The sequence below is a fragment of the Celerinatantimonas diazotrophica genome (genome assembly GCF_004339545.1).
Classification (GTDB): domain Bacteria; phylum Pseudomonadota; class Gammaproteobacteria; order Enterobacterales; family Celerinatantimonadaceae; genus Celerinatantimonas; species Celerinatantimonas diazotrophica.
In genome coordinates, this window is the sequence record NZ_SMGD01000015.1 from 219,065 (window position 1) to 235,227 (window position 16,163).

At 41.0% G+C, this 16,163-nt stretch carries 11 protein-coding genes; 3 read left to right on the forward strand and 8 right to left on the reverse strand.

Annotated elements, in window-relative coordinates; translation table 11 throughout:
- Positions 1-23: 23 nt before the first annotated feature.
- The 6 genes from EV690_RS14420 to EV690_RS14445 all read right to left on the reverse strand — a co-directional run bounded on the left by EV690_RS14420 (position 24) and on the right by EV690_RS14445 (position 10,025).
- Positions 24-863, reverse strand: a complete 840-nt coding sequence (locus EV690_RS14420) for a response regulator (protein ID WP_131913704.1) — start codon at positions 861-863, stop codon at positions 24-26.
- A 15-nt stretch (positions 864-878) separates the two neighbouring features.
- Positions 879-2,753, reverse strand: coding sequence for a sensor histidine kinase (locus EV690_RS14425; RefSeq protein WP_131913705.1), 1,875 nt, complete (start codon positions 2,751-2,753; stop codon positions 879-881).
- An 11-nt stretch (positions 2,754-2,764) separates the two neighbouring features.
- Complete coding sequence (locus EV690_RS14430; protein ID WP_131913706.1) at positions 2,765-7,639, reverse strand: EAL domain-containing protein; 4,875 nt, start codon at positions 7,637-7,639, stop codon at positions 2,765-2,767.
- Between the two features lie 276 nt (positions 7,640-7,915).
- A complete protein-coding gene (locus EV690_RS14435; protein WP_131913707.1) occupies positions 7,916-8,464 on the reverse strand; it encodes a YggT family protein in 549 nt (182 codons plus the stop codon).
- Positions 8,465-8,481: 17 nt separating this feature from the next.
- Positions 8,482-9,300 carry a pyrroline-5-carboxylate reductase gene (gene proC / locus EV690_RS14440; protein WP_131913708.1) on the reverse strand — a complete coding sequence of 273 codons (819 nt, stop codon included), beginning with the start codon at positions 9,298-9,300 and terminating at the stop codon, positions 8,482-8,484.
- A gap of 26 nt (positions 9,301-9,326) precedes the next feature.
- Positions 9,327-10,025, reverse strand: coding sequence for a YggS family pyridoxal phosphate-dependent enzyme (locus EV690_RS14445; protein ID WP_131913709.1), 699 nt, complete (start codon positions 10,023-10,025; stop codon positions 9,327-9,329).
- Positions 10,026-10,250: 225 nt separating this feature from the next.
- Here EV690_RS14445 and yaaA point away from each other — a divergent pair, with 225 nt between their 5' ends.
- On the forward strand, positions 10,251-11,021 hold the full coding sequence (yaaA, locus tag EV690_RS14450; protein WP_131913710.1) for a peroxide stress protein YaaA: 771 nt from the start codon (positions 10,251-10,253) through the stop codon (positions 11,019-11,021).
- 603 nt (positions 11,022-11,624) lie between these two features.
- Here yaaA and EV690_RS14455 read toward each other — a convergent pair.
- Together EV690_RS14455 and EV690_RS14460 are read right to left on the reverse strand one after the other, a co-directional pair.
- On the reverse strand, positions 11,625-12,230 hold the full coding sequence (locus tag EV690_RS14455) for a uracil-DNA glycosylase family protein (RefSeq protein ID WP_131913711.1): 606 nt from the start codon (positions 12,228-12,230) through the stop codon (positions 11,625-11,627).
- Between the two features lie 197 nt (positions 12,231-12,427).
- Positions 12,428-13,618, reverse strand: a complete 1,191-nt coding sequence (locus tag EV690_RS14460; RefSeq protein WP_131913712.1) for an SAM-dependent methyltransferase — start codon at positions 13,616-13,618, stop codon at positions 12,428-12,430.
- 745 nt (positions 13,619-14,363) lie between these two features.
- Here EV690_RS14460 and EV690_RS14465 point away from each other — a divergent pair.
- Entirely contained in the window at positions 14,364-15,647 is a 1,284-nt protein-coding gene (locus EV690_RS14465) for an O-antigen ligase family protein (RefSeq protein ID WP_131913713.1), read from the forward strand.
- A gap of 2 nt (positions 15,648-15,649) precedes the next feature.
- The gene (locus EV690_RS14470; RefSeq protein ID WP_131913714.1) at positions 15,650-16,120 is read left to right on the forward strand and encodes a YhcH/YjgK/YiaL family protein; all 471 of its coding nucleotides are present in this window, start codon (positions 15,650-15,652) and stop codon (positions 16,118-16,120) included.
- The last annotated feature ends 43 nt before the right edge of the window (positions 16,121-16,163 follow it).

Sequence of the window (16,163 nt, forward strand, 5' to 3'; positions counted from 1 at the left end):
GCAAATTTATTCCCCAAAATGAGTTATGTCTCTTGACTGTACCACAGAGAAAGCTGTGTGAGCATATTCAATAATAGTTCTCGATTATTTTCTTTTAGTTGTACGGCTCGAATAGGGGACTCATCCAGACAACGGGTTGCTAACGCTGTCTTATTTAGATCAATTAAGTCTGAGGGATCGGCATGGACATCGCCTAATTGGCGGATAATTGTTTTGATGAGATTTTCTATTAACTCATTATCCTCACTCGTTTTTTCTGAATCTGCATAGAGGACAATCAACTCTTGTTGGATTTTACAAAGTTCCGCAAATAGATCTGGAGCGGTATTTCTTAATGGCTTATCGTCATCGGTGTCTTTGCTTAAATAATAATTGTTGTCTGAAGCGGATTTTTGTGGTTGCTCAGAATGGCTCTGTGCTGGGTGATGGGAGCGGGCAATGGCATACTGAATCGTTTTAACTAATAAATTAGCATGCGTGACCTGACTTTTACTTAGATAATCATCGGCTCCCATCGAAATCGCTTTTAATCCGAGAGCATTATTTTCATACCCTGTTAAAACAATGATAGGTGTTCCTGGATATAGCTTTAACACATTCGTTAATGAGTTAAGCCCCTGTGAATCGGGCAGGTTCAAATCCAGTAAAATGATATCAAATTGAGGGCAAGATGGTTGGGCTAAGAGCTGCTTTGCCTGTGTTATATTAGCAATCTGAGTGAGATCGTAGTGCATTTCATTGCGCTGTTCAAGTACCTCCTGTACGAGGATTTGATCAGCCATATTGTCTTCAATATGTAGTAATTGATAGCAATGGGCTGAATCTTCAAACCAGTCATCAGAATTGGATTGTGTATTATTCATAACTTCCTCATAGTTTTATGAGTGAAACTCATCATCGATGTCATCTAGCTCCTGAGTTGCGAATTTGGGTAAAGTAATGAGAAAAGTGGTTCCTTTTCCTAGCTCTGAAGCCAGTTCGATCTGTCCATTGTGGTTTTCGACAATGGTTTTACAAATAGCTAGCCCGATACCCGTCCCCTGATATTGATCGCTTTGATTGAGTTTGCGAAAAATATCGAAAATCTCTTGTTGATACTGTTCTTCGATACCAATGCCATTGTCTGTGACTCTGATTTGCCAGTGTTGTTCTGTTTCGATGGCACTAATGGTAATTCGTGCAATTTCATCTGGCTGGGTAAATTTAAGAGCATTGGTCAGTAAATTTAAAAAAAGTTGGTAGAGTTGACGTTGATCGCCCCAAACTATGGGGAGTGGGGTTGTGTAATCAATTTGGGCATTTTGCTTGGCAATTCGGGCACTGAGATCAGAGTGTATTTGCTCAAATACTTTCTCTAATGACACTTCATGAAATGCACGAGGTTTCGCCTGGACTCTAGAATAATCAAGTAGATCAAAAATCAGATGGCGCATCCGAGTCGTTGCGTCGGTGATATAAAATAGATATTTTTTGACTTTGTCATCCACGTGTTGTTCATAGTGTTGGGTAAACAGGTCCACATAACTAGCAATCACTCGCAGTGGTTCTTGGAGGTCATGCGAGGCGATATAGGCAAATTGTTCAAGCGAAGCGTTGGATTTTTCCAGAGCAATCATGGTCTTTTGTTGTTTTCGTTGCAGATTGACAATAGCCGCATATTGTTGGTCGATTTTTTTGCAGCGTTTATAATCAAGCCAACCAAAGCCAATCACCATAAATGTAATTAATATCTCACCGATTAACCATTGGGCAACAAAATGGCTAAATATTTGTTGATTATTCGCTCCAAATTCTTTTGCCGATAGAAAAGAGATGACATAAAAGTGATTAAAATCAGATTTCAAGTTGTGGGTACACTGCTTAATCAGCTGCTTTTTGATGTTGACCTCTGAAAAGGTTAGCATCTCTAGCGAGTGAGTATTGCGACTATTTAAGTCGCACAGTTGAGCCCATACTTGTGGGTAGAGTGTTTCTAATTTTTGGTTTGCTCGGCCTGCTATTTGCCATCCCCATTCATCTTGAGGGCTCGGTCCTTTTATAAAATAACTAGCTGAATTAACCACCCATAATGGGACCTTAATGTTGGTACTAAGTTGATTCAATTGCCTTAGGATATCGGAGCCATCGCAGTTGAGTATTAAAAATACCTTGTGACCTTGCGCATCTCGACCCAGGTTAATGACAAATCGGTAGGTAGGTTGAAATGGTCGGATAATTTTATGGTGCTCAACGTTGAGATCAAACCGGGAGATATAAATATCTCCGGTTTTCAAGCTTGCTGAGTTCATAAAATAAGTGCGATGGGCTTTGTTTTGTAATTGCCCGGAACGGATGATTTGAGCGTGTTTGTCATTGGTACTCTTATCTATACGAATCAGTTCTTGACCTTTCTCATTTAATATTCGGGCCTGCAGATAAGAGCGATATTTGGTTGATATAAATTGATATAAATCGGCAGTGACCTGTGCTTTATTCTCGGGTCGTGTAGGATTGGTTAAAAATGCTTGAATGCTAGATAACTTGGCCAAATACCGTATGTCATTAAGTGATGACGCAAAGTGTCTCTCTAGAATATCGTGGCCAAATTTGACCACTTGGTTTTGTTCGGCAATCGTTTTGATGCGAACGGCTTTGATCTCGGAACGATAAAGTAAATATTCAACGGTGCCGAACGCAATTAGAAAAATGAGCCAGATTGTAACGACTTTTAAAAACCACAGTTGGTAGTTAAATAAAGACTGTTTTGTGTCCATACCTGTCCCATTTAATGCAGAAATTTGCTATCAATTTCCCGCATCGGGACGGGTTTTGAAAATAGATAGCCCTGCATTCGATCCACACCGAGATGTTCCATTAATACCGCTTGCTCTTCTTGTTCAACGCCTTCGGCGACAACAATTGAACCAATGCCATGGGCCATTTTGACGGTTCCCTCAACCAAAGCTTCATCCCGTTTTTTGGCGTGCGCTTCAGTAACAAATTCCCGATCAATTTTAATGATATCCACCGGAAATTTGCGAATATACGAGAGTGATGAATACCCTGTTCCAAAATCGTCTAATGCAATGAGTGCGCCTTTACTTTTTAACCAGTTAATATTTTTTAAGACCAGAACTGTATTACCGATAAATACTGACTCTGTAACTTCTACTGTCAGCCAAGAGAGATCGGCTTGAATGTCGTTAAAAAGTTCTTCAATCTCAATATCACGTAGCAACTTGGGACTGAAATTTACAGAGATAGGGATGTCATACTCACAATGTTGTTTTAAAAAGTTCATTTGTGTCACAACATCTTCAAGGACTAATCGCGTGATGGGTAAAATGAGTCCAATCTCTTCTGCGTAAGGAATAAATTCATTCGGTGGTAAAATACCTAATTTAGGATGTTGCCAACGAACCAACGCTTCCATGCCAACAATCTGGCGTGTTTTAGCGGCTAAAATTGGTTGATAGTAAACGATTAACGAGGTGTCCTTAATCGCTTGCCGCAGTTCTGCTTCTAAACTAACTCGAAGTGCGGCATCCTGATTCATCTGTGGTTGGAAATAGGCAAAATTATGCCGCCCTGATGATTTTGCTTGATACATCGCTGCATCAGCATTACTTAATAGTTCTGATGCCGCTAGGCCATCTTGTGGATAGACCGAAATGCCAATTGAGGCTGAAATAAAAATGGTTTTTCCCTTGATAGTAAACGCATGGTCGAGTTCGTGTAAAATGGATTTTGCGATGATTTCCGGCGCTTGGTCACGATGGTATTTGGGCATTAACAAAATAAATTCATCGCCCCCAAATCGGCTCAAGGTATCGGATTTGCGGATTAGCTGTGTAATTCGTTGAGTGACTAACACTAAAAGTTCATCACCAGCCTCATGGCCTAATGAGTCGTTTACCTCTTTAAAACGATCAAGATCAATGAACATGAGTGTCAGGCTGGTTTGTTCTCTTTCGGCATGTTTTAACTCAGTATTGAGTCGATCGATGAGTAAGGCGCGATTAGGGAGTTCTGTCAGTGTGTCGAAATTGGCTTGTCGATAGATGGTTTCTTCAAATGAGCGGCGCTCTGTGATATCGGTAAAGACAACTGTATAACGACCTTCATCATCGGCATGGGTTTTATTAAGCTCGGTCAGCTCCACTTCTAGCGTCACAAAGTCATTGTGCGTCGTTTTGACATGAACTTCACCAAACCAGTGATGATCACTCTCCAGAGCCTGAATAATATCGTCGCTGAATACTTTTGTATTATTTACATTCCGGAACAGATTAGGTTTTTGCCCAATGAGATTTTCTTCCCGTTTGTTGAGTATTCTCAGCGCAGAAGGGTTAGCGGTTAACACTAATCCTTCATCATCAAGGATCAGCATGCCATCACGAGTGCTGTTGAAGACCTCAGATACTAACTGATTTTTCTTCGAAACTGGTAGGCTAGCTTTTTTATGTTTTAAGACAATCAGAGCCGCATATTTACTGTTGGTTTGCAGCGGTTCAGTAGTGATGATTACCTCTTCAAAATGGTCTGCGGGCGGCGTCTTGTGTCGTTTATTGGGGCAGATAAATTTTTTGCGGCCACTTTTTTTATCACGGAGCTGATGCTGAAGATAGGCCCATTGAGCTTTCGTTAAAAAACTCTCTGGACTTTGATCTTTGTATTGGCTGAGTTCTTGATCAGTCTGGGAGATTAATTGAATGGTCAAGTCTTGATCGACCCCTAGAATTAGATCATCGCTTTGATCAACTAAGATATCGAATAGGCTGTCGAGGCCAATATCTGGTATTTTTTGCTCAATTTCCTGAGTGATGTCATAGGTGATTCCTGACAGATATAGGATCTCTCCTTCTTTATTCGCGACTGGGAAAATTCGGGATTCGAGCCAATGTTTGGCACCGTCTATTGGATGGATGATCTGAAAACGAAATGACCACGGTGTATTATGACTGTTCATATGCTCTTGACGGTAGTGACGAGCATCTTTGCTGGTCATGATTTTAAAGATATATTCACTATCGCGCAGTAACATCACCGGATCTAGCCCTAACACAGTGGAACAGGCAGGGCTGACATAACGCATTCGGCCAAACATGGGTTCTTGGATCCATAATATTTGCGCAGTACTTTGTGTAATATCTTCAAATAGTTGATTTATTTCTTTTAGTGCTGCTTCGTGAGCCTTCAAGTTGCTGATATCACTGAAAGTTAAGACTGCGCCTAGAATGTCACCATTCTGGCTGCGATAAGGCTGAATGGAAACTTGCAATTGTGATTGGCCATTGTCTATCTCCATATTTGGCACTCGTTTTGCTGAAATGACGCGAGCGATATTTTTAGTGATTGACTCAAGCGGTAGACGCAATGACAAGGTCGAAAAATCGCGGTTAATATCGCTTTCTAATATACCTATTGTTCGTCCTGCGACGGCATTGACTCGTTTAATCCTGAATTCTAAATCAACGACCACAATGGCAACCGATGCGGCATTTTGAATATTAATGAGATCATCGAGTGCATTGGATAAACTGCGGCTTTTGTGATCCAATTCGTCATTGACACTAGATAACTCTTCATTGGTGGCTTGGAGTTCTTCATTCGAGGTGGTTAATTGTTCATTTGAGGCTTGCAGCTCTTCACTTGATGATTGCAGTTCTTCATTGAGTGATTGCAATTCCTCATTAGAACTTTCTAATTGTTCTACAACACTTTGTAGATGTTCACGGGTATTAGAAAGCTCATCTTGTAAGATGGTGATCTGTTGCTCACTGTAGTCATCAATGGACTGTTGTGGTTTATCACTTGTTATGGCCTCTTCAGTCTGCGGTGGCTCAAACGATATACTAATTGGAGATTGAGGATCTTTGGGATAAAGTCGATTGATTCTCAGTTGATGGTGTTTTTTATCGTGATGATAAATTGGGCTAACCACCTCGGTGCCATTTTTACTGAGTTTGAAAAGTAATGCTCGCAGTTCAGCACGATGTTCTTGGGGTATTAAATTGAATATATCATAATCAACTTGGCCTGAAGGGAAGCGTAAAAGAGAATTAAGTTCTCCATATGTTTCAATAATTTGGTTGTGGTGTGAAACTAAGACACTTGGGGGCGCATATTGCTCAATGAGGTGTTTTTGTAGTGCTGAGATCGCTTCTTTTTTCTTCTTCACACTGTTGTTGGGTATGAGTTCGGTTTGATAGTGAGCTATACGGTTGAGCCGTGAATGAGTAAAGTTATTTCGAATGAAAAAGCGTTCATTTGTGGCCTGCGTAAAATAGTCGTTTTCTCCAGAGTAGACCTCAGAAACGCCGAGAATAAGTACACCTTGTTCATTGAGTGCGTAATGAAAATTGTTGAAAATATTTTGTTGCAATTCATTCTTGAAATAGATCATGACATTGCGGCAAGAGATCATATCTAATTTTAAAAAAGGTGGATCTTGGATGAGATCATGTTTAGAAAAAATGGTCATTTCTTGTAGTGTTCTATCGATGACCATTTTTTCAGGGTCGCTATTATCGAAATAGCGTTCAGTTAACTGAGTGGGTAATTTGTCAGTGGCTTGCGGACTATAGATGCCTTTTCTGGCAAAATTAACGGATTGTTCGTCTAAATCTGTGGCAAAAATTTGAATGGGATATTCCTGAATATCGCCATCGTTGATTTGGTCCCAAAGCATGGCAATGCTGTAAGCTTCTTCGCCAGTGGCACAACCTGGAACCCAGATTCGTGTTTTCTCACCAGGTTGTTTTTGCGATTTGATATTTTTCAGACATTTTTCCATTGTTTTGAAAGCATCTTTATCACGGAAAAATTCGGTAACGCAGATGAGAAAGGCACGAATCAGATTTTCATATTCCTCATTATGTTGGCGGATATAGCGGACATAATCCCCTAAATTGTCGAGTTGCAAAAGCGTCATTCGGCGTTCACTTTGACGAATGAGTGTTGCTGTTTTATAACCAGAAAAATCGATTTGGCTGTGGTGCCAAATCCCTTGTAGTAATTGTTCGAGTAGCGGTTCTGAATGCCCATCAGCAGATGATTTCTGGACGGTCATTTTTTGCCAGTCAGAGTGAATCAACTCGTTTAATTGGTCTCCAATCTGTGCTGCCGGGAAAACTCGTTCAATATTTGCTTGGGTGATAGCAGCATCTGGCATCGAATCATATTCCGCCGTTTTAGGATCTTGACAGATAACGAGCCCCCCTGCATTTTGAATACTAACAACGCCTTTGGCACCATCTGTGCCTGTTCCTGACAAAATAATCCCGATGCAATGCTCTGGGTATTCTTTGGCAATACTTGCAAACAGTCGATCAACCGAAGGCTTGGGAGATATTTTGCGGGTTGTTTTGATAAGTTCCAATTGCCCTTGCTTTATTTCAATGTCGTAATCGGAAGGACAGACATAGATATGACTATTTTGAATGGATTGCGACATCTTAGCTTCACTAACAACTAGTGGCGTCTCTTTTTGCAATAATTCTGTTAGCAAGCTTTTATAGGTTGGTGATAGATGTTGCGCGATAATAATTGCTGCATCAAGATCAACTGAGAGTTTACAGATAAGCTCTCGAAGGGCCGCCAAACCGCCTGCTGACGCGCCAATTCCAACGACATTTTTAGGGCTTTGTTGATTCGTCAATCTGTACTCCTTTGGCTTAATTCAAAGGCAGGTACAAGCATAAGTAAGACACAAGGACAACACTAACGGATGCTTTTTTGCCTTTATTACTGTTTTTTTACATCTAATGCGCTTGAGTTGATGTTCTTCTAGTTAGGGTAGCGCATCAGTAAGTGATTGCTTTAAATTAAGATGAGTATAGATGGCAGTAGTTTGTTTAGCCAAAAATGAGTTAGAAGTTAAATCTCAAATGAATGTATAGATAGAATAAAGGGCGCATGGTTGCGCCCTTATGATTTAGACAATGTTCCAGTAAGGAATATGAGTCGCAAAGAGGATGTTGATGAAATTAAGTAAAATAAATACTACCAACACTGATAAGTCTAATCCGCCAATGACAGGAATGATTCGGCGAATGGGTGCAAGCAATGGTTCGGTTAGCTGCATCATGACATATTCAACTGGGCTGCGTCCTTGACTGACCCAGCTTAAAACAGCCCGAATCAACAATATCCAGAATAATAACTCCCCAAATTGTTTGACGACTGTTAAGAGCGCAAAGATTGGAACGAGTCCCCAGATCATGGCACCTGTGATGAAATGTAGCAGTAAGATACTTTTCACGGCACCGACAATGAAAGCAAAAATAATCCCTGCCCAGTCAACCCCTCCGTAACCGGGGATGATTCGTCGCAGAGGTTTTAAAAAAGGATTGGTTATTCTGACTACAAATTGGCTGAATGGATTGTAAAAATCAGCTCGGGCAAATTGGAGCCAGACTCTTAATATTACGACCATCAGATACAGGTCAAATATAGTTTTAATTAAGTAGTTTAAAGCCATCATAAAGTTGTTGGTTCTCGTTACAGTTGATCTTCGAGTTGTTTGCTTTTGTCTATTGCTGCCTGCATAGCCTGCCTGACTGTATCACGTAGCCCGGCATTTTCAAAAACATTGACTGCTTCAGCGGTTGTGCCCCCTTTGACAGCGACATTGGCGCACATCTGTCCTAGCGATGTGTCACTTTCTTGGGCGGCTAGTGTTGCACTACCAAGGGCTGTTTGCGTAACGATCTCTCTGGCTTGTTCGGCGCTTAACCCAAGTTGCTGTGCATATTGACTCATCGCATCCATTAACAAAAAGAAATAGGCCGGGGCACTCCCCGCAGCTGCAATAATATGGTTAATTCCCTGTTCGTTTTCAACCCAGATGACTTTCCCCACCGATTGAAGCGCTTGGGTCGCTATTTGTTGATGCGCGTCATTAGCCACGGAGTTGGCAAATAATGCGGTTACACCAAGACCTACTTTAGATGGAAGGTTCGGCATGGCTCGAATAACAGCTACATCACCCAACCATTTTTTTAGATGTTCACAGGTGATCCCTGCCGCGAGTGAGATAAACAGTTTATCTTGAATAGCACCTTCTTGTTTCAGTTGTTCACATAGACGCTGCATTACTTGGGGTTTAACTGCCAAAACAATAACATCGGCATTAGCAAGAGCTGTGAGGCTGTCTGGATAAGTATGAATTTGGTATTGCTTATGCAATGCTGCAAGCTTAGGAGGGTTGTGATCACAGGCGCCAATAAACTGTGCATCCATCCCTTGTTTGACCATCCCGGCTATCAAACTGCTGGCCATGTGGCCTGCTCCGATAAATACAATGCGTGGGGTACTCATAGCTCTCCTGTTATTTAGTTATTTGATCAATGATGTTGCTGACTATAATCCCGCTCACCAAAAATAGCAGTTCCAATTCGGACTAATGTGCTGCCATAAGCAATAGCTTGTGGCATATCATCTGTCATTCCCATCGATAGCGTATCTAGTTCGGGGTAGTCATTTTTCAAATGATGAAATGCGTGTTGCATTAATGGAAATTCTTCACTGGCTTTGCCTTTGCTGCCGATCGTCATCAGCCCTCGGAATTTTAAATTTGGCAATTTTGAGATGAGTTCTGCTAGAGTACTTAATTGGTTTAAGTCAATGCCAGATTTGCTTTCTTCATGACTAATATTTACTTGAATACAAATATTGAGAGCAGGTCGGTGAGATGGGCGTTGGTCGTTTAGACGTTGCGCAATTTTGGCCCGATCAACGGTTTGTACCCAGTCAAAATGTTCAGCAACCAAGCGTGTTTTATTCGATTGTAATGGACCAATAAAATGCCATTCGAGTGGTTGTTGACACCAGCTTGACTGTGCTGCTGCCTGAATTTTATCAACGGCTTCCTGAACATAATTTTCGCCAAATGAGCGTTGCCCCGCGTGGTAAGCCTGTTCAATGGCACTTAGCGGTTTGGTTTTACTTACGGCTAGCAATTTTACTTGCCCCTGACGATGATAACGATGCTCAGATTCTGCTATCTGGTTGCGAATAGATTGTATTTGTTGTTCGATACTCATGGTTTTACTACTTTAAATGAAAAGTAAAAGCATACACTTTGAGTTAGTGTAAAGCATAAGCCTTGATAACTACACCATTTTAACTGCCACACTGGCCCGTGTATATCCGTAGACATATAGTTGGATTGATTGTTAACACAACTGATATTGATATGAGGTATTGATTAGACGTTGTTATGATTGCTCGGTAAACTTCTCTCATTGATCATCGTCAAGGACTTAAACATGTTAGCAGTCATCTCTCCGGCTAAAAGTTTAGATTTTAAAACGTCAGCCCCGAAACGCGAATATACACAACCTATGTTGCTTGAACATAGCCAGATCTTGGCTGACAGGGCGAAACAACTCACTCCGGCGCAAATCGCTTCGTTAATGAAAATCAGCGATAAACTGGCGGGTTTGAATGCGGCTCGTTTTACTCAGTGGCAGACCCCATTTGTTGAGCCGCAGGCTAAAGCATCTATTTATGCGTTTACCGGTGATGTTTATACAGGGGTTGATGCGCTTTCTCTTGATGAGTCTGCGACACAATGGCTCAATGAGCACTTGCGCATTCTATCTGGTTTATACGGAGTTTTGCGGCCGTTTGATCTGATGATGCCGTATCGGCTGGAAATGGGGATTAAGCTTGATAATTCTCGAGGTAAAGACTTATATGCATTTTGGGGAAATATCATCACCGATTTGCTAAATGAGGTGATTCGTGAACAACAAGCTGAATACCTCATTAACCTCGCATCAAACGAATATTTTAAATCGGTGAATGTTCAGCATTTGACGGTTCCAGTTATCAGCCCAGTTTTTAAAGATTTTAAGAATGGTCAGTATAAAATTATTAGTTTTTATGCGAAAAAGGCTCGCGGTATGATGGTTCGGTATATGGCTGAGAATCAGCTTAAAACTCCCAATGAGCTGCTGCAATTTGATGTCGATGGTTATCGATATTGCCCTGATGAATCGACCGAGTTAACTCCTGTGTTTAAGCGTCATCCGTAGTATAAACGGGTTTGTTAACATTCCTGTGATACGCTTCATTGGTTTGAGCGACTTGTGGTTGTGTTGGTTAATCTGGAGAGCGTGTTGGGTCAGCTGACCGTTAGTCACATATTCATGCCAATGATTGTTGAATTTCTATGGTATTCAAGCTGTAAAGTGATACCTAGATGGTGTTGATCTTTGGTGATTATTTTTGCAGCAATCATAGGCGGATTTAGGCAAGGCAAACGTTTGCCGTGTCGTCATTTTCCACAAAGAACGTTTAATGCTGAATCAATCCGTCTCAGATGCGGTCCTTTGGGTTCTTTAAACGCATCCTGAACTTTGTTGCCCCCTGTTTGCTTAACTCATTCAGCAGCATAGGCTACGCTGCGTTCAAAATGCGTTTAATTGGAACAGACTCAACCACCAAAGAGCAACCCCCCTAGGGTGATGACAGCAAACCTGATGGTTTAACGAATTGGAATCATCAGTGATAGATTTTTTATAGCAAACAATTTATCTATCAGTGCGATGAGCAAAATGCTTTTTTCAAACCAAGGACAAACTATTAGAATTTGAGCCAATGTATTTGTCTTATTGTAAAGCAGATAGCTGGCTTTATTATTTAATATTACGGTTAACAGCGTGAGCAATGACTGGAACAAGTTCTGCTTCGAACCACGGATTCTTTCTTAGCCAGATGTTATTACGTGGTGATGGATGAGGGAGGGGAATGATGCTAGGAGCCCATGTCTGCCATTGTTTGACGGTTTCCGTTAAAGTTTTGGGGTGCGGGGTTGGCAAGTAGGCTTTTTGTGCGTATTGCCCTACCAATACCATAGTCTTGATATAGGGCATATGATCTAGCAGTGTTTGATGCCACTGTGGAGCACATTCTTTACGTGGGGGTAAATCACCATGTTTGCCCCGACCCGGATAACAAAAGCCCATCGGTAAAATTGCGATAAGTTTGGGGTTGTAAAAGGTGTCTTTATCGATTCCCATCCATTGCCTGAGGCGATTGCCACTAGCATCATCCCAAGGGACACCGCTTTTATGTACTTTTAACCCTGGAGCTTGGCCTACGATTAAAATACGTGCATCTTGATGTACTTGGAGGATCGGGTGAGGACCTAGGGGTAAATACGTGTCACATAATTTGCAGCGTTTAATTTGGCATAATAAGTCGCTGAGATTTTCTTGGTGAGTAGAGATATGAGCAGACATAGGATTTCCGTGAAATCGCGCATGAGCAGAACAAAACTATAATTTTAAGCAGAACGAATTCCAATGTTAGTGGAGCATATGCCAGTTTTTCCCTCTAGGCCATATAATCGACTGTTATTAATCTGTTTTTATTAGAAATAAAGTGATTTATGCCACAAATCCTTTTGTAGCATATAATCAACCATCTCTTAAATCACTTATTTATAAATATAATCACGGGTGAGTGGTAATACGTAACGGCCTGCTTTGGTCGCAACTAACTGATGGAGCGCAACCCAGTTTTGGTGAAAAGCATAAGCACACCCGGCCAGATATACTCGCCAGATCCGAAAATGTTTTTCATCAACCATATTTTGCAGTTTTTCACTCTTCGCTTCAAAGCGCTCTGCCCAATGTTCTAGCGTAATTGCATAATGCCGGCGTAGGTTTTCAATATCGGTACTTTCAAGGCCGGCCCGGGTCATTTCCTGTAAAACCAACCCAATATGAGGCAGTTCACCATTAGGGAAAACATATTTGTCGATAAATTCGCCACCACCTGCGGGTGCACCAGTGGATTCTGGATCTGAAGAGGTGATCCCATGATTCATAAGAATGCCATCATCGACTAATAGTGAGTTCAATTTTGAAAAATACTCATGTAAATTTTTAAGGCCGACATGTTCAAACATCCCAACACTGGTTATCCGATCAAACTGACCAGTAACATCCCGATAATCTTGGAAGCGTACTTCACATCTGTCTTCCAGTCCGGCTTCTTTAATGCGACGTTTGGCTTCTTCATATTGCTGTTCAGAAATCGTAATCCCTACGGCTTTAGCACCATATTTTTGTGCAGCTCGAATAATTAAAGCCCCCCAGCCGCAGCCGACATCCAATAAAGTTTGCCCTGGTTGTAAGCGAATTTTATTTAAGATGTGGTCTATTTTTTGTTCTTGAGCTTGATCTAGGCTGTCATCAAGTGAATGAAAATATCCGCAAGAATAAACCATATTTTTATCTAACCATTCACGGTAGAACTCATTGGACACATCGTAATGATAAGATATCGATTCTGCATCGACTTTTTTTGAATGGTGGAATCGTTTGGATTTTGTTGCTGCCGGTAATCCATCATTAGATACTTCGACAAGCTGTGTCGCGATTTCAATGATATCTTGTACTTTGCCGTTTACCTGTAATTTTCCCTCTACATAGGCTTCGCCAAGACTGTCTAAAGATGGATGCATTAAGTAGCGTAATGCAGCAACCGATGGCACATTAATGATTACCTTTGGGTCTTTAGCAAGGTCTATTTCCTTACCATTCCAAAGATGAATCCCCATGGGTAATTCGCGCTTGGACACAATATGCGTGACAAATTCATCCAGTTTTCGTTCCCAAAACATGGTTAACCTCCTCACATGAATACCGTCTCGTTGCTTTAAAATGCTGCTGTCAGAATCCCATCAGGCAGGACAGTGTAGGGAAGGGTAATCTATAATGAATTGATTATTTATAAATAAACCTTAAACTTGCCCAATTGAGCAAAGTCTAACTCACAGCGAAGTCATTTTTAATGGATTGCTTTTCTGCTTATTTACATTTAAGTGAAAGGCATTCTGATTGTATCACACATGTAAGTTGACTCAAGTCGCATTTTAGAATAATTCATCCAGAGCGATAAGTTAAGCTAATGGTCTTTCATTCAAAGGTGGTGGGAGTTGTTCGTATTTTCGGACATGAAGCTTTGTAAACGTATTGATATACAAAAAGTACTGGTTTAATCGTTGGTTTGGGTGGAATGCTTAGGGAGCATCCAAGATAAAAAATATCTCATACTTTTGTGCTTAATTATTCATCAATCATTAATTAATTCGCACCATTTTTAATGATTCCTTATTTTATCCTGCCATCTAATCATAAATTCACATAAACTATAAATGAATGTAATGACCTTGAGATATATGAGCCATGCTGAAATGAGACTCATTTATCTAGCCTGTTTTTATTCGAAAGAATCAAAGCATTATCCATTTTTATGATGGACCTTCCTTATTGTACTCAAGTGCTGACAAGGAACCGAGCCTATTTAAGGGCAATATTGTTCAACTTTAGATGCTAGCTCTATAGTTTGCAGATAAGAACATAGAAGTGATTAATTCTACTGGTTATATTATGAATGTGTCTGAATTTAAATCCAAGCTGGTTGCGTATTGGTCTTCGGCAGGGATTTTTTTAATTTTCGCGATGGCCCTCACCGTGAGGAGTGGTTATAGTTATGGTGCCACATTATTGTTGTTAGGCGCTTTAGTCATGTTGGCATGTCGCTCTTGTGGTATTTTTGAAGGGCTTGATAAGGCTGATAAATATCTTTTAGCAACATTTGTTATTTATGGACTGAGTTTTATATTGTTTCGATTTGTGCATGTGATCGAAGCGGCTGGTTTTGATAAACCATCAAGATTTGTCATTGGCGTTGTTCTCTATCTATTTTTGCGACGCTACCCGTTTAAAATCAATTGGTTGTGGTATGGCATTGCTATGGGAACGATTGCTGGCGTGATGATTGGTGGCTATGAACGGTTTGTCGAAGGGTTTTCTCGCGCTCAATCGAATCTGCATCCGATTATGTTTGGCGATATTAGCATGTTGCTTGGCTTGTTAAGCTTAACCGGTATTTTGTATTTTAAAGCCCTTAATGCTAATCGTAGCATCGTGTTTATGATGTTGGGGAGTGTGAGTGGCATTTTTGCTTCGATTTTATCTGGTTCTCGTGGGGGCTGGATTGCTTTGCCGGTGGCGATTATCTATATCTTCTGGCAAGGCAGAGAATTGTTGGGGAAAAAACAGGTCAGAATGATTTTTGCTGGATCGGTACTTCTTGCTGTCGCAGTGGGGTGTGTTCCCCAATTAGGCGTGAGCCAGCGGATTGAAGAGGCTACATCGAATATTCAAAATTATGTTAGTGGCCATAACGAAAATACCTCTGTAGGAATGCGTTTTCAGATGTGGAAGGCGGCCCTTTATATGTTTAGTGAACATCCCGTGCTAGGGGTGGGCAAATACGATCTTCGCCAATACAAACAACAACTAGCAGATCAAGGGATTATTGATCAAGCTGTTGTGCATTTTGGTCATGCACATAATGAATATCTCACGAATTTAAGTGAGTACGGTGCGATTGGGTTTATTCTGTTGTTATTGGTCTATTTAGTTCCTATGCGGTTATTTGCGCAAAAAGTGATTCGTTATCGAAACCATTGGCAGTTGAAGAGTCTTGCCATGGCCGGTGTTTTAGTGCCGGCTAGTTTTATGGATTTTGCTTTGACTCAGTCACTGTTTTCGCATAACTCAGGGGTTATGATTTATATTCTGGCCATTTTGATCATCTGGGCAGCCATTCGTAATCAAGAAATCTTACCCGTTAAGGAATAGCTATGTTACAAGGCCAACTGAGCGAAATAGCTCTTATTGAACCGATTACCCCCACTCTTGGCAAAATATTAAAGTCATTACTGGCTTCTTTAAATGCCGATGCTCCGGTTGGACGCTATGAAGTTCAAGGGGATAAACTTTTTTATACCGTATCACAGGATAGAACCCAGCCGTTCGCTGAGCGTCGCAGTGAGTGCCATCGAAATTATCTCGATATTCAGGTGGTCTTATCCGGTGAAGAGTGCTACGGCTACTCGTTAGAACCGTTGGAAAAAGTGACTGAAGACTTGTTCAATCAATGTGATTTAGCATTTGGTCAGCCTCGTAGCGAACGTTTTGTGACACTGCATTGTGGTGAGTTTATTGTATTTGCTCCGAACTGCCCTCATCGGCCTTTAATTGCTATTGATGATAAACCGGCCGAGGTAAAAAAGGCTGTCATTAAAGTTCATCGCTCACTTTTAAGTGAGTAGTATTTGATTACTGGATCTTTTGCTCTTTATCTACATACTTATA